Raw genomic sequence first — 18,388 nt, 5'->3', positions numbered from 1 at the left:
CCTACCGCGTGCTCCCCGACGGCACCTCGAAGATTGTCGGCTCCGCCTCGTCCGTAATGCTCTGCGCCAGGCGCATGTCAATCGGCGTGGTGATCTTAAACGCCATCGGGTCCCCCTGCACCGTGTGCACGTCCACGCCGAACCACTCCATCAGGCTCGCGTCATCCGTGGCGACGAAGTCTGGCGTCCCTTCGTAGTACGCGCGGTTCGCGGCGAGCAGAGAACGCAGGTCAAAGCCCTGCGGCGTCTGCACCGCCCGCAGCGTCGAGCGATCCGGGGTGCCGACGACGCGCCCAGCTGCGTCGATCTCCTTAATGGTGTCGACGACCGGCAGCACCGGCACCACCGCGTCCGCGCCCTCGAGCACGGCGCGGGCGACGCGCGCGATCATACCGGGCGGGGTCAGGGCCCGGGCGGCGTCGTGAATGAGCACGCAGGCGTCCTCGTGCTCGATCGCCTTGAGGCCCTCGTAGATAGAATCGGCGCGCTCCGCGCCCCCGTGCACGAAGCGGACGTCGTGGCCTCGCAGCGTGGTGCGCGCGATCTCCTCCATCTCGGGGCTGACCACCACGATGATCGAGTCCACCACCTCGGCGGTCTCCATCGCGGTCACCGAGCGCTCCAGCAGGCTGCGACCGCGCAGCGGCACGAACGCCTTCGGCACGCTCGCGCCGAGCCGCGTGCCCTGGCCTGCCGCAGCGACGACGGCCACTACCCTGCGAGACATTTGGCTACGTCCCGCTACTTCTCGTCGTCCTCATCGTCGTCGAAGCTGAGGTCATCCAGGTCGATGTCATCCTCGTCCTCAACCACCACGTCAGGCGCGAAGGAAATACCGGCCTTGACCTGCTCCTCAATAATCTTGCGGACGCCCTCTTCCAGCTCCTCGACCTTCTTCTCGTCGACTGGCTCCGCCAGCGCGAGTTCGCCGACGAGGATCTGGCGCGCCTTGCCCAGCATGCGCTTCTCGCCCGCAGACAGGCCCTTGCCCTGGTCACGGCGCCACAGGTCGCGGACAACCTCCGCCACCTTATTAATGTCACCGGACGCGAGGCGCTCCTGGTTCGCCTTGTAGCGGCGGGACCAGTTGCCGGCCTCCTCGACGTCGGTCTCGCGCAGCACCGAGAAGACCTTCTCCAGGCCCTCCTTGCCGACGACGTCGCGCACACCGACAAGCTCGGTGTTCTTTACAGGAACGCGGACCTCAAGGTCCGACTGGAGGATTTGCAGTACGAGAAAGTCGAGCGTTTCTCCGCCAATTTCGCGCTGCTCGATGTCGGCGATGCGTGCCGCACCATGATGCGGATAGACAACCACTTCTCCGACTTTGAATTCCATGAACACTCCTTGAGGATGACAACCGGCTCAGTAACCTCACCACCCTACCATTACGGGCCGTAATGGGGACGCGCACCCGCGATGCGCCGAACTCAACTAAAGTTTAACCCCACCCGCGCCGCCTGGGCCTGGTACGCGTGAGGAAACTGTGAAAAGTCTAGGTCCAGGCGCTAGGGTTGTGCGGAGAAACATATATGTGAAACAAGAACGATGGAGGACACCCACGTGAAGTCCCTGAAGCCGGTTTTCGCACTCGCAACCGCACTGCTCATGGCCGGATGCTCCGCAGGCCAAATCACTCAGACCTCTGACCAGGTGGCTGCAGTTGACGGCGCCAACGTCGAAACCGAGAACGGCGAGCTGGCCGTACAGGACGTCACCGTCGTCCTCGACGAGACCGGCTCCGCAGCACTGAAGTTCAGCGCGCTGAACCAGGACACGTCGATGACGTCGCACTCGCTGCGTTCCGTTTCCGTTGACGGCACCCCGGTCAGCATCGAATCCTCGAAGGAAATCGGCTACAACTGCGTGCTTGTTGGTGACTCCGCTGCAGGCTTGGACCGCATGCCGCAGGATGACGGCAAGAACTGCATCGAGTACATCCGCACCGCCCTGCCGAACGACAGCTTCGCGTACGGCGGCACCGTGCCTGTGACCTTCACGTTCGACACCGGCACCCTCGAGGTCAACGCCCCGGTTTCCGCTCCGCTGCTGCCTTCCGGCCAGGTCCACCGCGACCTGAACAAGTAAGGCTCTATGGCGAAGAAGCCTCGGGTGATCCACACCTGTTCCGAGTGTGGATACTCCTCTCCTAAGTGGCTTGGCCGCTGCCCTGAATGCGGCTCTTGGGGGACATTGCAAGAATCAGCGCCGGTGGTTACCGCCACCCGCGCGACGGGGGTCTCCAGTGCGCCGCGTGCCGCTGCACTCACGCCGCAAACGCCTGCGCGCCCAATCACAACTATCGACGCCGCCGCGACCAAGACGGTGCGCTCCGGCATCGGCGAGCTTGACCGGGTGTTGGGCAACGGCGTCGTGCCTGGGTCGGTGGTGCTCATGGCGGGCGAGCCGGGCGTCGGCAAGTCGACGCTGCTGCTTGAGGTGGCCTCGCGCTGGGCGGCGATCGATGGGCGCAAGGCGCTCTACGTCACCGCCGAAGAGTCGGCGGGGCAGGTCCGCGGGCGCGCCGAACGCACCGGCGCACTGCGGGAGCGCCTCTACCTGGCGGCCGAGTCCAACCTGGACATCGTGTTTGGTCACGTGGAGCAGATCAAGCCCTCGCTGCTCATCGTGGACTCGGTACAGACGATGCACGCTCCCGGTGTGGAGGGCGTGCCGGGCGGCGTGGCGCAGTCCCGCGCGGTCACGGCCGCGCTGACCACGCTGGCGAAGACCACTCACCTGCCGATTCTGCTGGTAGGGCACGTGACCAAGGACGGCAACGTCGCGGGCCCGCGAGTGCTCGAGCACCTGGTGGACGTGGTGCTGAACTTCGAGGGCGACCGGCAATCAAGCCTGCGTATGCTGCGCGGCATCAAGAACCGATTTGGCGCGACCGATGAGGTGGGCTGCTTCGAGCAGACCGCCGAGGGGATCCGCGAAGTACCGGACCCGTCCGGGCTGTTCCTCTCCCACCGCGGCCGCACCCCGGATGGTTCCGCGGTGACCGTGGCGATGGACGGGGTGCGCCCAATGCTCGCGGAGGTGCAGGCGCTCACCGTGGACCCGGTGAACAAGTCGCCCCGGCGCGTGGTCACGGGCCTGGACGGCAACCGCGTGCCGATGGTGCTGGCGGTCCTGCAGGCGCGCTGCGGGCAGCGCACGAACGACAAGGACGCCTACGTGGCAACCGTGGGTGGGGTGCGCATCACGGAGACCGCGACCGACCTAGCGGTGGCGCTGGCGACCTGGTCGAGCCTGCACGAGACACCGCTGCCACCAAAGACGGTGGTGATCGGGGAGGTCGGCTTGGCCGGCGAGATCCGGCGGGTGCCAAACCTGGGCCGTCGCCTGCAAGAGGCAGCACGCCTGGGATACGAGCACGCAATCGTGCCCGCGGGCGAGTCACTGCAGGTCCCGGGCCTGCGAATTGAGCAGGTGGCCACGGTTGGCCAGGCTATCGCTACACTTGCACAGCATGAGTGATGACACGATGCGCGCCGCCCTCGAGCGCCTCGCCCCCGGCACCGCACTTCGCGACGGCCTCGAGCGAATCCAACGTGGCCACACCGGTGGCCTCATCGTCCTCGGCGACGGGCCGGAGGTCGTCGAGATTTGCGACGGCGGCATCGCCTTCGACGTCGCCTTCCAGCCACCGCTGCTGCGCGAGCTGTGCAAGATGGACGGCGCCGTCGTTTTATCCGCCGACGGCTCCCGCATCACCCACGCCAACGTGCAGCTCGTGCCCAGCCCGCACTTCCCCACCAGTGAGTCCGGCACCCGCCACCGCTCCGCGGAACGCACCGCGCTGCAGACCGGCAGGCCGGTCATCTCGGTGTCGGCGTCGATGAATACGGTGACGGTGTACGCGGGTGGGCGTCGCCACCGCTTGGAGGAGCCGGCGGTCCTGATGGGCCGGGCGAACCAGGCACTGTCCACGGTGGAGCGCTATCGCCAGCGCCTCGACATGTCGAACCACCGCCTGTTCGTGGCAGAGATGAACAACTATGCCACCGTCGCCGACGTGCTCAACGTGCTGCAGCGCCAGCTGATGCTCGAGCGCGCCGTCACCGATCTGGAGCTGAGCATTGTGGAGTTGGGTGTCGACGCCCGCCAGCTCAGCCTGCAGCTTTCCGAGCTGGAGGGCAACAACGCCCACGACGTTGAGATGCTGGTGCGCGACTACATCGCGACGACCACCGTGCCCACGGACGAGCAGGTCCACCAGGCCCTCGATGCCTTGGACACCCTGCCGGATTCGGAGCTGCTGAACACGACCACGTTGGCGCGCCAGCTGGGGCTGCCCGCGAACGAGGAGAACCTCGTGCAAGCGCTGATCCCACGTGGCTACCGGGCGCTTGCGCGCGTGCCTCGCGTGCAGAAGTTCTTGATGGATCAGATCGTGGCCGTCTTCGGCACGCTGCCCGCCATTTTGGAGGCGCAGCCGGAAGACTTGAGCTCCGCAGACCACGTGACCAGCCTGTGGGCGCGCCACATCTACGAGGGGTTGCGCCGCCTCAGCTAAGTCAGGTTGAACGGGACTGCGTCGGAGGCGTTGTCGCCGATCACGGTGTGCAGGTAGTACGACCCAGCTGGTACTGGCTGGCGGTCAGTGCACACGTTCGGCTGCGAGCTGGTACCCGACCAGCGGGCTTCAAAGCCACGCTTCGAGTCACGCGGGAACGTCTCCTGACCAGCAAAGACAGGGTCAAAGCAGTCGACGTCGGACCACACGCGGTTGTTGGTAGCCATGTCGTAGACCTCAAAACGCATGATGTTGGTGTCCAGGTCGATGACGCAGTCCGCGTCCGTCGGGTTCTGCACTTCCATGTAGAACACCGGCTGCTCCCCCACCGCGTACGACGGCTGGTTTGTCGACGCCACCACACGCAAATCCTTCAGCTCACAGGTGCCCGAAGGCGCAGCCTGCGTGTGCTCTGCTGACGAGGTCGGCTCGGTCGGCTCACCGGATACGCTTTCCTTTGCAGTTTCGGACTCACTCGGCGTCGCGGCACCCGGTTCCGGCACCGTCGGCTCCGTGACAGGCGTGGTGGTGGGCGAAGTGGACGTCGATACGTCGGCGTCGCCGCCGCCTGAGCGCGCCATAGCGCTCAACCCCCACACCAGGAACACCACGAGCACCAACAACGCAACGAGCGCCGCAACGCGGCGGCGCCGGTAGATCTCGGGTGGAAGCGGATGCTGGTTAGTCATGCCCCTTACTCTATACCGAAGGTTTCCATGGTCGGGTGAACCTCGCCATCGGCAAGTTGGTAGCGTGCCGCCACCACGCCGAGGGTGCCGTTGGCAAGGCGCTCGGCGAGCACAGGCACACGCTCGATGAGGTGCTGGGCGCTCAGGTTCGCGTGCGTGACCTCCACATCCTTCGGGTCGCGCGACGGCGCCTCGAGCACCGACGGCACGATCTTCTCAACGAACACGCGGACCAGCCCGTCAGGGATCTCGGCGGTCTCCACCGCGTTGAGCGCCGTACCGACCGCGCCGCAGGACTCGTGCGACAGGAACATCACCAGCGGCACGTTCAGCCCTTCCACCGCGTACTCGACGGAGGCGGACACCGCGGCGTCGACGCAACCGCCCGCTGTGCGGATGACGAAAATGTCGCCGAAGCCGACGTCGAAAAGCAGCTCAACTGGGACACGCGAATCCGAGCAAGCGACGACGGCGGCGATCGGGTTCTGGCCGTCTCGGAGCTGTTCGCGCCACGTGGGGTCGCGGTGCGGGTGCGTCTCCTGGCTTGCAACGAATCGTTCATTTCCTGCCCTGAGGAGTTCCCACACCTCACGAGGCGTCTTTTCTGTACTCATAGGCTATATTTTGGCAGAGATGACTGAGGATATGGCCAAAATTCGAACAAACCTCCAACCCGCCGAGATTAACCCGTGGTACCGCGCCAACGCGCGTGAGCTTCCGTGGCGCGCACCAGGCACAAGCGCGTGGGGCGTGCTACTCAGCGAGGTGATGAGCCACCAGACACAGGTGGCGCGCGTCGCCCCCATCTGGGAGGAGTGGATGCGGCGCTGGCCCACCCCGGAAGCCTTCGCAGCCGCCGGCGCCGACGAGGTGTTGCGCGCCTGGGGCAGCCTCGGCTACCCGCGCCGCGCGCTGCGTCTGCTGGAGTGCGCGCGAGTGATCACTGAGCTTCATGACGGCCACGTCCCCCGCAGCGTGGAGGAGCTGCTGGCACTGCCCGGCATCGGCGATTACACGGCCCGCGCAGTGGCCTGCTTTGCCTACGGGGAAAACGTGCCGGTGGTGGACACGAACGTGCGCCGGGTGGTCGCGCGCGCCGAGCGTGGTAGGCCCGTCGCGCACCCGCGCAAGGCGGAGCTCCAGGAGGTGGCGGCGCTGCTGCCCGACGACGGTTCGGAGTGGGACGGCCCAACCTTTTCGGTCGGCTTGATGGAGCTCGGTGCCCTCGTGTGCACCGCCACAAACCCGGACTGCGGGGCGTGCCCGGTCAGCCGCTGCGCGTGGGTGGCAGCGGGCAAGCCGGAGCCGAACCCGGAGGAGCAGCGCAAGAAGAAGACGCAGCGCTTCGCCGGCACCGACCGGCAGGTGCGCGGCAAGATCATGCAGGTGTTGCGAGGGGCGTCGGCACCCGTGCCGCAACGCGACATCGACGTGGTGTGGCCCGATGCAGCGCAACGCTCCCGCGCGCTATTTTCACTGCTTGAGGACGGCCTCGCCGTCCAAGACGACGCCGGCTACTTCCACCTACCGCGGTAATTGAACCCACCGGGCAGCTTCACCCACACGCCACCGCGCGAGTTGAACGTGACAGGGCCGACCTTCGTGGAAGCCGAAGCACCAGACTTGGAGAAGTTCAGCCACGAGTTCTTACTCACCTTGTGCTTCTTGCGATAATAAATTCCCATGCGCTCAGACTACACATAGACTGTCCGCATGACTTCGAGCGTTTTGATCGCATTCGCGATGACCCTGTTGGCCGGCATCTCCACCGGCATCGGCGGGGTGGTCGTGGCGCTCAAGTCCACCATTGGCGACAGGTTCCTCGCCGGCAGCCTCGGGTTCTCCGCTGGAGTGATGGTCTACATCTCACTCGCGGAGCTGCTCCCCGCGGGCATTGACGCCCTCGACCAGGGCCGCGCGATCCTCGGGTTCTTCGGCGGGGTGGCGCTGATCGCGGTGATCGACAAGCTGGTGCCGCACGACATCAACCCGCACGAAAGCATCCAGGGCGACGAGGACAAACGCGCCCAAGCGATGCGGCGCGCCGGCGTGATCACCGGCGTGGCAATCGCCCTGCACAACTTCCCCGAGGGCTTCGCCACCTTCATGTCCGCGCTCGCCGACCCGTACCTGGCCATCCCGATCGCCGTCGCGATCGCGCTGCACAACATCCCAGAAGGCGTCGCCGTGGCAGTCCCGCTACGCGAAGCCACCGGCCGACGTTGGTGGGCCGCCGGGTGGGCCACCCTCTCAGGGCTTGCTGAACCGCTCGGAGCGCTCGTCGGGTACCTCATCCTCGCGCCCTTTATGGGGCCGACCACGATGGGCTACTCCTTCGCGGTGATCGCCGGAATCATGGTGTTCATCAGCTTCGACAAGCTGCTGCCGAACGCGATCGCCACCGGACACCACCACTACAGCGTCTACGGCGTCATGGGCGGCATGGCGATCATGGCCGTGAGCCTCATGCTGCTGCCCTGACAATTGTACGTCACAGACATTTGTACATTAAACTCCCGACCATGAAACATCATTGGTCAAAAATTTCCCTGACCATAGCCTGCGCTATGGCCCTCGGCGCCTCGACAGCGCCCATCGTTGACGCCACCCCACTCTCCTCCGAGAGCGCCACCTCCCAGCGCTTCACGCAACGTGTGAAGCCACAGCTCGTCCGCTACGAAACCACCACCGAGGACGGCTCCCGTGCCCCAGTCACCGCCACCCTCTACGACACCCCCGACGCCAAAGGGCTCGTCGCATTCGCCCCCGGCACCCGCGGCCTCGGCGACCACTGCGCCCCCAGCAACAGCCCCGCTATTCTGCGCACGGCCCACCAAAAATCAGTCAATATTGACTACGAACGCGGCATCGTGCGCAAGCTTGTCGACGCCGGCTACCGCGTCATCGTCACCGACTACGTCGGGCTTGGCACTCCCGGCACCCACACCTACCTCAACCGTGTTGACCAAGGCCACGCCGTCATCGACGCCGCCCGCTACGCCGCACACGACGGCGAAAAAATCGCCTTCTGGGGCTACTCCCAAGGCGGTGGCGCCTCCGCAGCAGCAGCGGAATTGGTAGCCGACTACGCACCCGAACTCAACGTCGTCGCCGCCTTCGTCGGCGCCCCACCCGCCGACCCACTGGCCGTGCTCGAGCAAGCAACCAGCAAACAAATCAGTGCCGTCGCCGGCTTCGCCGCTGTCAGCTTCGCGTCCACCTACCCTGACTTCCGCGAAGCCCTCTACGCCGAACTCAACGAAGAAGGCGTCGATACGCTCGAGGCGCTCTCCAATGCCTGCATGGCGGAGGCACCCCGCGTCGCGCCGAAACCCTTCACCGAGTACACCAAGAGCGGCGAAAGCCTCGCCGAACTCGCCCAGGCCAACGCGACCCTGCGGGCGCGCCTCGACCAGAACAAACTCGGCCGCGTGCCCACGAGCATGCCGACCCTCGTGCTCACCAACCCCGCCGACGACCTCGTCCCATCCCAACAAGTGACCCAGCTCGCCCGCGACTACTGCAGCGTGGGCGCACCGGTGGAGTACCGAGCAGTTGCCATGCAAGGCGTGCGCCCCGAAGCCCCCTTCGCCAACGTCGACGGCTCCGCCCACACCCTGCCCCTCTACCTCGAATCCTCTAACGCCATCACCTGGCTCGACGAGCGCTTCGACCCCAACTCCGCCCCCTTCACAGCCACCTGCCCCATCCCCAACACCCCACCAACCCAGTCTGACCACCTCATCCTGCAGTACACCAACGAAACCATCGCCGCGATCTTCCTCGGCATCCTCGGCGTGCTCAGCGCCGTTGGGATGGGCGCCTGGCTCACCAGCACAGGACTGACGCATCTTTTCACCTAAACCAAAGCATTGTCGATTAGTATTTTTCATCGTGCTGCATCGTCCTGTGATCTCCGCTGTGTGCGTCCTCGCGCTCGCCGCTTCCCTCGCCCCCTCCGCCGCCGCTAGCTCGCTCGACCCGTTGAGCTCCGTGGCGGAGGTGGGCTCCTCCGCCATCAAATCCGCCTTCCGCCCCGCGCCGAAAGTCGTGCGCTACGAAACCACCACCGAGTCCGGCACGCGCGCGCCAGTCACCGCCACCCTCTACGACAGGGACAACGCGAAGGGGCTCGTCGTGATCGCGCCCGGCACCCGCGGTATGGCCGACCACTGCGCACCCAGCAAGAACACCTCGCTGATCTCCTCCGACTCAGGGACCTCCTTCAGCGTCGACTACGAGCGCCCCATGGCCCACATGCTTCTCGACGCCGGCTACCGCGTCATCGTCACCGACTACGTCGGCCTCGGCACCCCAGGTACGCACACGTATCTCAACCGCGTCGACCAGGGACACGCCGTCATCGACGCCGCCCGCTACGCCGCCCACAACGACGAAAAGGTCGCGTTCTGGGGCTACTCCCAAGGCGGCGGCGCCTCCGCCGCAGCAGCCGAACTCGTCGCCGACTACGCCCCCGAACTCAACGTGGTCGCCGCATTCGTCGGCGCCCCACCCGCCGACCCACTGGCCGTACTCGAACAGTCCCGCGGGACCCTGATCACCCCAGTCGCCGGTTTCGCCGCCGTCTCCTACTCCTCCACCTACCCCGACTTCCGCGAAGCCCTCTACGCCGAACTCAACGAGGAAGGCGTTCGCACCCTCGACGCCCTGTCCAAGGCGTGCATCCTCGACGCCGTCCGAATCGCGCCCAAGAAATTCAAGGCCTACACGAAACGTGGCGTCAACCTGGCCGAACTCGCCCACGACAACCCCGTGCTGCGAACCCGCCTCGACCAGAACAAGCTCGGCCGCGTCCCCACCAAAGTCCCAACGCTGGTGCTCACCAACCCCGACGACGACATGGTCCCCGCCCCACAAGCCGTCCAACTCGCCCGCGACTACTGCGCGCTCGGCTCACCCGTGGAGTACCGCAGCGTCTCTATCCCCGGCACCCGATCCACGCCACTCGACTCCGGGTCCTCCACCACCCCATTCGCAAACCTCGCCGGTGCTGGCCACGCCCTGCCAATCGTCCTCGAGACCGCCCACGTGATCACCTGGCTCGACGAGCGCTTCGACCCACACGCGCCAGCCTTCACCCCGAACTGCAACATCCCCGACAACACCTCCATCAACACCGCCTCGAACTACCAGTACACCGGACCAGTCGCCGACGCCATCCTCTTCGGCATCTTCGCTGTACTCAGCGCTGTAGGTTTAGGCACCTGGCTCGTTAGCTCCGGCCTGCCGAACCCGGCTTTGGTGTGGGCGCACCAAATTCGCTGATTTGGGAGCGCGTTTTTGCGTTTCCCCAGGTCGCTGCCGCCGCGCGAGGGAATTTGGTGCATCTTTGGATGCGCTGAGTGCCAAAGGACGCAATTCTAAAATCCACGGCCTCCATTCTTGCAGGTCAGAAAAGCGCTAGACGTATAAGGTTGCGTCTATTGGCACCAATACCCGCCCCACCAAGACAAAAAGAAAGCCGCACCACCAGGGTGCGGCTTTCCAACCTATTGATTAGACCGGTTCAGGTCCCCGACCGTCGGAATCGGAGTCGGAGTCAGGCTCAGGACCAGACTCTGCGCGCTCGTCCGGGAACTGGGAGGCCTCGGTCTCCGGGGTGCCCTCGGAAGGGGCGATGTCACGCACGGCTTTCTCCTCAGGCTCGTCGGACGCGGCGTCCTCACCGAACGTCTCCGCTGGCAGCGGGCGTGGGCGCGGGGTGAATGTGAAGGTCGCGTCCGGCGCTGCCTTGCCGCGGGTGTTGCGGGCGGCTTCGACGTCGCCGTCCCAGCCTTCGACGTCGACGGTAATGATCTCGCCGGCGCCGATCTCGCCGAACAGGATCTTCTCCGAAAGCAGGTCCTCGATCTCGCGCTGGATGGTGCGACGCAGCGGGCGCGCACCGAGCACTGGGTCGAAGCCGCGGATGGCCAGGAGGTTCTTGGCCTTCTCGGTAAGCTCGATGCCCATGTCCTGCGCGGCCAGGTTGGTGTCCACGCGGCTGATGAGCAGGTCCACCATCTGCACGATTTCTTCCTGGGTCAGCTGGCGGAAGACCACAATCTCGTCGATGCGGTTGAGGAACTCTGGACGGAAGTGCTTCTTCAGCTCGTCGTGGACCTTGTTCTTCATGCGCTCGTACTGGGCGTCAGCGTCGGTGGCGGTGTTGCCGGTGAAGCCGAGGCCGACTGGCTTGGAGATGTCGCCGGTACCCAGGTTGGAGGTGAAGATGAGCACGGTGTTCTTGAAGTCCACCATGCGGCCCTGGCCGTCAGTGACGTGGCCTTCCTCGAGCACCTGGAGCAGCGTGTTGTAGATCTCCTTGTGCGCCTTCTCGATCTCGTCGAAGAGGACCACGGAGAACGGCTTGCGGCGGACCTTCTCGGTGAGCTGGCCGCCCTCCTCGTAGCCGACGTATCCCGGAGGGGCACCGAAGAGGCGGGAAGCGGTGAAGCGGTCGTGGAACTCGCCCATGTCGACCTGAATGAGGGAGTCCTCGTCGCCGAAGAGGAACTCGGCAAGTGCCTTGGACAGCTCCGTCTTACCAACGCCGGACGGGCCGGCGAAGATGAAGGAGCCGGATGGGCGCTTCGGGTCCTTGAGCCCGGCGCGGGTGCGTCGGATGGAGCGCGACAGGGCGCGGACGGCTTCGTCCTGGCCGATGATGCGCTTGTGCAGCTCGGACTCCATGTTGAGCAGGCGCGAGGACTCGGACTCGGTGAGTTTGAAGACTGGGATGCCGGTCCAGTGCGCGAGCACATCGGCGATCTGGTCTTCACCGACCTCGGCGATTTCCTCGAGGTCGTCAGAGCGCCACTTCTTTTCCTTTTCCTTGCGCTCCTCGCCGAGCTTGCGTTCGGTATCGCGCAGGCCAGCCGCCTTCTCGAAGTCCTGGGCGTCGATGGCGGCTTCCTTCTCACGGCGGACGTCGGCGATGCGCTCGTCGACTTCGCGCAGCTCGGAAGGGGCGGTCATGCGCTTGATGCGCATGCGGGCGCCGGCCTCGTCGAGGAGGTCGACGGCCTTGTCCGGCAGGAAGCGGTCGTTGATGTAGCGGTCCGCGAGGGTGGCGGCGGCCTTGAGGGCGTCGTCGGTGTAGGAGACGCGGTGGTGCGCCTCGTAGCGGTCGCGCAGGCCACGCAGGATGGTGACGGTGTCCTCGACGGAGGGCTCGTCGACCTGGACGGGCTGGAAGCGGCGCTCGAGGGCGGCGTCCTTCTCAATGTGCTTGCGGTACTCGTCGAGCGTGGTTGCGCCGATGGTCTGGAGTTCGCCGCGTGCCAGCTTCGGCTTGAGCAGCGAAGCAGCGTCGATGGCGCCTTCGGCAGCGCCGGCGCCGACGAGGGTGTGGATCTCGTCGATAAACAGGATGATGTCGCCGCGCTGGTTGATCTCCTTGAGCACCTTCTTCAGGCGCTCCTCGAAGTCACCGCGGTAGCGCGAGCCTGCAACCAGGGAGCCAAGGTCGAGGGAGTAGACCTGCTTGTCCTTGAGCGTTTCGGGGACGTTGCCGTTCGCGATGTCGAGCGCGAGGCCCTCCACGACGGCAGTCTTGCCGACGCCCGGCTCACCAATCAGCACCGGGTTGTTCTTGGTGCGGCGCGAGAGCACCTGCATGATGCGCTCGATTTCCTTGTCGCGTCCGACCACCGGGTCCAGCTTGCCCTCGCGGGCTGCTGCGGTGAGGTTGCGGCCGAACTGGTCGAGCACGAGCGAGTTGGAACGCTCGCCCTGCTGGCCCGGGCGCGGCCCGCCCATGATGCCTGGGCCCTGGCCGGCGCCCGCGAAGCCGGGGCCGCCGCCCTGCGGGGTCTCCGGGTTCTGTGCTTCGCCGCCCTCGTAGCCGGAGAGCAGCTGGATGACCTGCTGGCGTACGCGCGGCAGGTCGGCGCCGAGCTTAATCAGCACCTGGGCTGCGACGCCATCACCCTCGCGGATGAGGCCGAGCAGCAGGAACTCGGTGCCGATGTACTTGTGCCCCATCTGCAGGCCTTCGCGCAGGGAGAGCTCCAGTACCTTCTTGGCGCGTGGGGTAAATGGGATCTGGTCAGTGACCGGCTGCGTGCCGTGTCCGATGATCTCGATGACTTCGGAGCGGACGTCGTCAAGATTGATACCCATGGACTCGAGCGCCTTTGCTGCGACGCCTTCGCCTTCTTTAATAAGCCCGAGCAGGATGTGCTCGGTACCCATGAAGTTATGGTTCAGCTCGCGCGCCTCCTCCTGGGCTAAGACGATGACGCGGCGGGCCCTATCGGTAAACCTCTCAAACAACTGGCTGACCCCTTACTAATAACGGTTTTTAAAGAGTTGTCACCAACCATAACGCCCCCGGCGGACACATCGTCCCGCCGAGGGCGTCACTTCATGGATTCAGGGGCCATCGCACCAGCTCAGGTCGGGTGTTCGCTCGTAGCGAACAGAGGCTTTTCGACGCCTCCTCCGGCCCCAACCGGCCAGTTTAGAGCAGGTCGCGCAGCACCGGATCCGCGATCTTGAGCACGTTCTCGCGTGCTTCCTTCGCGGTCGGGGCGTCGACGGCAAAGTTTGCCATCTGGCGGCAGGTGTCGCGGTCGTGCAGGCGTAGCGCGGCGCGCACCGCGTTGACCTTGCCCGGCGCCATGGACAGGGAGCTCACGCCCAGGCCGACGAGGACGAGCGCCATGAGCGGGTCGCCGCCTGCCTCGCCGCACACGCCGATGGACTTGCCGGTGGCTTCGCCGCCGCGGCAGGTCTCGCGGATCATGGCCAGCGTTGCCGGCTGCCACGGGGTGAGCAGCTCTGCGAGCTCGCCCTGCATGCGGTCGGCGGCCATGGTGTACTGCGACAGGTCATTGGTGCCGATGGACGCGAAGTCCGCGATGTCCAGGATGTGGGAGGAGCGGATCGCGGCCGCGGGGGTCTCCACCATCACGCCGACCTTCGGCAGGCCGTGGGCGCGTGCGCGCTCGGTGAACCAGCGGGTCTCCTCCACCGTGGCCACCATTGGGGCCATGACCCACAGTTCAGCCTCCGGGACAGCCTTGCGTGCTGCGGCCAGCGCCTTGAGCTGGTCGTCGAGGAGGTCTTCGCGGGCCATGGACAGGCGCAGGCCGCGACGGCCCAGTGCCGGGTTCTCTTCCTCGCCGAGGTCGGCGAAGGACAGCGGCTTGTCGGCGCCTGCGTCCAGGGTGCGCACGACGACGCGGCGGTCACCGAATGCGCGCAGCACCTTGGTGTACGTCTCGGTCTGCTCCTCGACGCTCGGGGCGGAGTCGCGGTCCAGGAAGAGGAACTCGGTGCGGAACAGGCCGGAACCTTCCAGGTCGTAGCCGGAGGCCTTCGCGGCGTCGTCCGCGGTGCCGATGTTGGCCAGCAGCTTCACGCGGTAGCCGTCGCGGGTGGCACCTTCGCCGGAGGAACCAGCCAGGGCTGCGGCGCGGCGGCGGGAGCGCTCCTCGAGCTCGGCGACGTCCGACTCGTTCGGGGCGACGATCACCTCGCCGACGCCGCCGTCGAGGGCGATCGCTGGGGCGTCGACAAGCGCTTCGCTAATGCCCTTGACCTGCACCGCTGCGGGGATGCCGAGCTGTGCCGCGAGGATCGCCGTATGCGATGTCGCGCCGCCGGCCTCCGTCACGATGCCGACGACCAACTCCGGATCCAGCGTGGCCGTCTCAGCAGGTGCAAGGTCGTTCGCGACGAGCACGGACGGCTCGGTCAGCGCTGGAACGCCCGGCTCCGGCAGCCCGCGCAGGCGCGCGGTGGCGCGGTCGCGGATGTCGTAGAGGTCGGTGACGCGCTCAGCCATGTAGCCGCCGAGCTTGCGGAACTTCGCCGCGTACGCCTCCACCGCGTCGTGGACCGCCTTGGTCACGCCGGTCCCCTTCTTCAGTTCCTTCTTAATGCCGCGCACCAGGCCGCGGTCCTTCGCCAAGGCGGCGGTGGCCTCGAGGACAGCCTTGGATGTTTCGGAGTTTGCGTGCTCTGCGCGCGCCGTCAAGGACGCGGAGACTTCTTCCAGGACCGCGACGACGCGCTCGCCGTCAGCGTCTGGGTCGGTGCATGGTTGTTCGTGCTCGTCGATACCAACGGCGGGTGTAACAACTGCGACCGGGCCAGAGGCAGTACCTGAGGAAACCCCGATCCCATACAAGACGGTGCGGTCAGTCATGAGTGTGTCCTTTCAGCAATCAAGCTAATGGTATTACATTTGATGGTACGCGCTGAGGCGCGCAACGTGCAGAGCAAGGTACGCAATTTCATCTTCTGTCAACTCCGTATCGAAGCGAAGCTCCACTACAGCAGCCACTTTTCGGGCGCACTCAACTTCCCGCGGGTAACTGCGCGTCAACTCACGCGCCAACGGAGAATTTCCGCGCTCGAGTTGTTTCCCCTGCTCAAGGCGAACAAACAGATAACGAATGTGAGTAATAAACCGGGCCACATTTATCGACGACGCTTCGAACTCCACCCCAAACTCAGCCTCAATGATCTGCATCATCTGCTGAATCAACCCCGTCATCCGGTACGTATGCGCCAGGTCACCTGTGTTGAAACCGGCGTTGACCAGGTGCATCGCAAGTGCGGTGGCTTCGGTGGCGGGCAGGGCGGCGTCGAAAAGTTCGTTGATGCGCTCCAGCAGCCGCTCGCCCTGTGCATACTCTGCCGGGTACAGGTGCTGAACCTCGGCGCGCAACGGGTAGGCGATCTCCTCGCCACGAGATGCGCGCTCAAACGCGTTGATGATGTGGTCCGTCACCGCGGTGACCAGCGTGATGCTGGGCTTTGCGCCCACGGCCTCCAACGCTGCGGTCACACGGTGTATATCTTCGGCGGGAAGCCCGGCAATCATTTGGCCGGAGTGGTCCGGGTCCCGACCATCCGCCGGAACAAATACTCGCTGCACCTTCGACTCGTCGAGGACGTCGCCCTTCTTTGCCCCAAAGGCGATGCCTCGACCGGTCACCACAACATCCTCCGACCCGCGGCGGGCCAGGACGACGTTGTTGTTAAAGATGCGCAGTATTTGCATGTGTTCGACCCTACTTGGTTACCCCCAACAGTGGCTGGCCGACCTCGGCCTCACCAGTGGCGATATCTTCCACAGCGGCCAGCGACTTGGAGTTGACCACGGTCACGATCACCGTGGTGTCCACGCCGTGACCTGCGATTGCGCCGAAGTCGACGTCCGCGAGGGCGTCGCCAATCTCGACGCGCTGCTTCTTCTCTACGAGCGGAGTGAAGCCTTCGCCCTTCAGCTTGACAGTGTCGATGCCAATGTGGACGAGGACCTCGACGCCGTCGTCAGTCTTAATGCCGTAGGCGTGCCCCGTCTTCGCAACAGAGATCACCTTGCCAGCAACCGGCGCCACAACCTTCTCGACGCCACCTTCCGGCAGCACACCAATCGCCTGGCCGAGCGCACCCGATGCGAACGCGGCGTCCTGGATCTGGTCCATCGGGACAACCTTGCCTGCGATCGGCGCGGTGACCTCGCGTGTGTCCGCTGCAGGGGCCGCAGCTGCAGGCGCGTCGGCATCTGCTGCTGCAGCGGCTGGAGCGGCCGCCGCCGGAGCTGCTGCAACTGCCGGAGCTTCCTCCTGCTCTTTTTCCTCCTGCGCTGCACGTGCGCGAGCCAGGGCCTCTTCACGCTCTTCCGGCGTGCGGTAGTCGGTGAAGTAGATGACGAAGAACGCGGTGAAGAACGCGACCGCAATAGCGATGATGTAGACCCACATCGGGCTGAAGACCACGGTGGTCAAAAGCGAGGTGAACACGAACGCGTTGGTCTGCACGCCGCCGAACGGGGTGCCCAGAATCGCGATGGTCAGACCACCGGTGAAGCAGCCCACCAGCATCCGCGGGTAGATCCTCTTGTAGCGCAGGTGGATGCCGTAGAGGGACGGCTCCGAAATACCACCGAACAGACCAGCTGCCAGCGCTGAACCGGAGGTCTGGCGCATGACTGGATCCTTATCGCGCAGCGAGAGCGCGAACACAGCAGCGGTTGCACCGAAGCAGGCGAAGTTCCAAGCACCCATTGGGCCCTGGATGAAGTCGTAGCCCAGCGTCTGAATGTTGACCAGCATGAGGGCGTTGAGTGGCCAGTGCAGGCCGAGCGGCACCAGGAACGGGTACAGCATCGGGATCAGGATGGCGAACACGAACGGCGCGTTGCCGTTCAGCCACGCCAGGCCAACACCAATCCACGCGCCCAGCGCGTAGCCGAGCGGGCCAATCACGATCGCGGTGACCGGGATCATCACCAAGAGGGTGAGGAACGGCACGAACACCATGTGGACCGCGGACGGAATGATCTTCTGGAAGCCCTTGTACACCAGAGCCGCCACGACCGCCATGATCAGCGGCACGAACACGTTTCCGCCGTAGTCAGGCAGCAGCATCGGCAAGCCCATCACCGTCACGCGGCTGACCTCGGTGCCGAGCAGGTTGTTGACCTCAGTCACGGCATCCGGGTGGTCCGCCAGCCCCATGAACTCGGGGGTAAACAGCGCCAGGATGACTGCGGCAGGCACCCACGGCTCAATGTTGAGCTTCTTGCCCGCGTTGTACGCCACCATCACCGGCAGGAAGTAGAACACCGAGCGCCACATCGCGTCGACGAACTGCCAACCCGGAGTCTTGACCTCCGCACGGAAGTCGACAAAGCCCAGCGCGTCCATCACCGCAGCAAACGCAATAATTAACGACGCCCCAAGCAGCACACCCAGAATCGGCCTAAAGGAATCCGAGAGGTACTCGAAGAACGCATCCATCCAAGGCACCTTGCCCTGCGCTTTCGCGCGCTGGGCCGCCTTCACGTCGTCGTTGCTCTGGCTGCCACGTGACTGCATCTCAGGCAGGTTGTTCATCGCGTTGTACACCGTCGCGACGTCTCCGCCAACAATCACCTGGTAGTGCGACCCGCCCTGCGGCACCGCGCCCATCACCTTCGGGTTGGCCTCGAGACGCTCCTTGTCAGCCAGGGAGGCGTCGTTCAGCTCGAAGCGCAAACGGGTCGCACAGTGCGTAAATGACGCAATGTTGTCCGCACCGCCGATCCCCGCAAGGATATCCGCCGCCTGCTCCTGCAAGCCGGCTTGCTTGGTTGCCATGTTCACTCCTTTTCTACATAGATCCAGGGATGAAAAAAGACCCGGGACGCAAAAACGTCCCAGGTCTTGCCCCGCCG

General features: G+C 65.3%; 16 protein-coding genes. 7 read left to right on the top strand and 9 right to left on the bottom strand.

All coding sequences use genetic code 11. The features are described from left to right. Position 1: 1 nt before the first annotated feature. Together ispD and BJP06_RS05625 are read right to left on the bottom strand one after the other, a co-directional pair. Positions 2 to 727 (bottom strand): 2-C-methyl-D-erythritol 4-phosphate cytidylyltransferase, encoded by a 726-nt coding sequence (ispD, locus tag BJP06_RS05630; protein WP_070478112.1) that lies wholly within the window; start codon positions 725 to 727, stop codon positions 2 to 4. 14 nt (positions 728 to 741) lie between these two features. Next, positions 742 to 1,338: a CarD family transcriptional regulator gene (locus BJP06_RS05625; RefSeq protein WP_070361918.1), complete on the bottom strand. Its 597-nt coding sequence runs from the start codon at positions 1,336 to 1,338 to the stop codon at positions 742 to 744. Between the two features lie 210 nt (positions 1,339 to 1,548). On the opposite strand from BJP06_RS05625, the gene BJP06_RS05620 reads away from it, so the two are divergent. The 3 genes from BJP06_RS05620 to disA are packed head-to-tail and all read left to right on the top strand — an operon-like array spanning position 1,549 to position 4,522. Next, positions 1,549 to 2,088 (top strand): hypothetical protein, encoded by a 540-nt coding sequence (locus tag BJP06_RS05620; RefSeq protein WP_070361917.1) that lies wholly within the window; start codon positions 1,549 to 1,551, stop codon positions 2,086 to 2,088. A 6-nt stretch (positions 2,089 to 2,094) separates the two neighbouring features. After that, positions 2,095 to 3,483 carry a DNA repair protein RadA gene (gene radA / locus BJP06_RS05615; RefSeq protein ID WP_071573134.1) on the top strand — a complete coding sequence of 463 codons (1,389 nt, stop codon included), beginning with the start codon at positions 2,095 to 2,097 and terminating at the stop codon, positions 3,481 to 3,483. Next, complete coding sequence (gene disA / locus BJP06_RS05610) at positions 3,476 to 4,522, top strand: DNA integrity scanning diadenylate cyclase DisA (RefSeq protein WP_070361915.1); 1,047 nt, start codon at positions 3,476 to 3,478, stop codon at positions 4,520 to 4,522. Before radA ends, disA begins: the two co-directional genes overlap by 8 nt. Here disA and BJP06_RS05605 read toward each other — a convergent pair. Together BJP06_RS05605 and BJP06_RS05600 are read right to left on the bottom strand one after the other, a co-directional pair. Continuing rightward, a complete protein-coding gene (locus BJP06_RS05605; protein WP_070361914.1) occupies positions 4,519 to 5,211 on the bottom strand; it encodes a hypothetical protein in 693 nt (230 codons plus the stop codon). The two genes, disA and BJP06_RS05605, sit on opposite strands and share 4 nt — an antisense overlap. A gap of 5 nt (positions 5,212 to 5,216) precedes the next feature. Further along, positions 5,217 to 5,825: a carbonic anhydrase gene (locus BJP06_RS05600; protein ID WP_071573133.1), complete on the bottom strand. Its 609-nt coding sequence runs from the start codon at positions 5,823 to 5,825 to the stop codon at positions 5,217 to 5,219. 19 nt (positions 5,826 to 5,844) lie between these two features. Here BJP06_RS05600 and BJP06_RS05595 point away from each other — a divergent pair, with 19 nt between their 5' ends. Further along, positions 5,845 to 6,747: an A/G-specific adenine glycosylase gene (locus BJP06_RS05595; protein WP_252931443.1), complete on the top strand. Its 903-nt coding sequence runs from the start codon at positions 5,845 to 5,847 to the stop codon at positions 6,745 to 6,747. Here the strand turns inward: BJP06_RS05595 and BJP06_RS05590 are convergent. Continuing rightward, positions 6,726 to 6,896, bottom strand: coding sequence for a DUF4236 domain-containing protein (locus tag BJP06_RS05590; protein ID WP_071565885.1), 171 nt, complete (start codon positions 6,894 to 6,896; stop codon positions 6,726 to 6,728). The genes BJP06_RS05595 and BJP06_RS05590 overlap by 22 nt on opposite strands. Positions 6,897 to 6,924: 28 nt before the next feature. On the opposite strand from BJP06_RS05590, the gene zupT reads away from it, so the two are divergent. Genes zupT through BJP06_RS05575 form a run of 3 tightly spaced genes read left to right on the top strand, consistent with a single transcriptional unit; the run spans position 6,925 to position 10,497 of the window. Continuing rightward, positions 6,925 to 7,692 carry a zinc transporter ZupT gene (gene zupT / locus BJP06_RS05585; RefSeq protein ID WP_070361911.1) on the top strand — a complete coding sequence of 256 codons (768 nt, stop codon included), beginning with the start codon at positions 6,925 to 6,927 and terminating at the stop codon, positions 7,690 to 7,692. Positions 7,693 to 7,733: 41 nt separating this feature from the next. Next, positions 7,734 to 9,074, top strand: coding sequence for an alpha/beta fold hydrolase (locus BJP06_RS05580; RefSeq protein WP_083433205.1), 1,341 nt, complete (start codon positions 7,734 to 7,736; stop codon positions 9,072 to 9,074). Between the two features lie 31 nt (positions 9,075 to 9,105). Continuing rightward, positions 9,106 to 10,497: an alpha/beta fold hydrolase gene (locus tag BJP06_RS05575; RefSeq protein ID WP_071573131.1), complete on the top strand. Its 1,392-nt coding sequence runs from the start codon at positions 9,106 to 9,108 to the stop codon at positions 10,495 to 10,497. 231 nt (positions 10,498 to 10,728) lie between these two features. On the opposite strand, the gene BJP06_RS05570 is transcribed toward BJP06_RS05575, so the two are convergent. The 4 genes from BJP06_RS05570 to BJP06_RS05555 all read right to left on the bottom strand — a co-directional run bounded on the left by BJP06_RS05570 (position 10,729) and on the right by BJP06_RS05555 (position 18,311). Continuing rightward, positions 10,729 to 13,488: an ATP-dependent Clp protease ATP-binding subunit gene (locus BJP06_RS05570; protein WP_070361908.1), complete on the bottom strand. Its 2,760-nt coding sequence runs from the start codon at positions 13,486 to 13,488 to the stop codon at positions 10,729 to 10,731. 187 nt (positions 13,489 to 13,675) lie between these two features. Continuing rightward, positions 13,676 to 15,367 (bottom strand): phosphoenolpyruvate--protein phosphotransferase, encoded by a 1,692-nt coding sequence (gene ptsP / locus BJP06_RS05565; RefSeq protein ID WP_071573130.1) that lies wholly within the window; start codon positions 15,365 to 15,367, stop codon positions 13,676 to 13,678. A 33-nt stretch (positions 15,368 to 15,400) separates the two neighbouring features. After that, on the bottom strand, positions 15,401 to 16,228 hold the full coding sequence (locus BJP06_RS05560) for a PRD domain-containing protein (RefSeq protein WP_071573129.1): 828 nt from the start codon (positions 16,226 to 16,228) through the stop codon (positions 15,401 to 15,403). A gap of 10 nt (positions 16,229 to 16,238) precedes the next feature. After that, the gene (locus BJP06_RS05555; protein WP_071573128.1) at positions 16,239 to 18,311 is read right to left on the bottom strand and encodes a glucose PTS transporter subunit IIA; all 2,073 of its coding nucleotides are present in this window, start codon (positions 18,309 to 18,311) and stop codon (positions 16,239 to 16,241) included. Between the last annotated feature and the right edge of the window lie 77 nt (positions 18,312 to 18,388).

The sequence above is a fragment of the Corynebacterium sp. NML120713 genome, assembly GCF_001875735.1.
GTDB lineage: Bacteria > Actinomycetota > Actinomycetes > Mycobacteriales > Mycobacteriaceae > Corynebacterium > Corynebacterium pseudogenitalium.
This window is presented reverse-complemented; position numbering and strand designations above follow the sequence as displayed.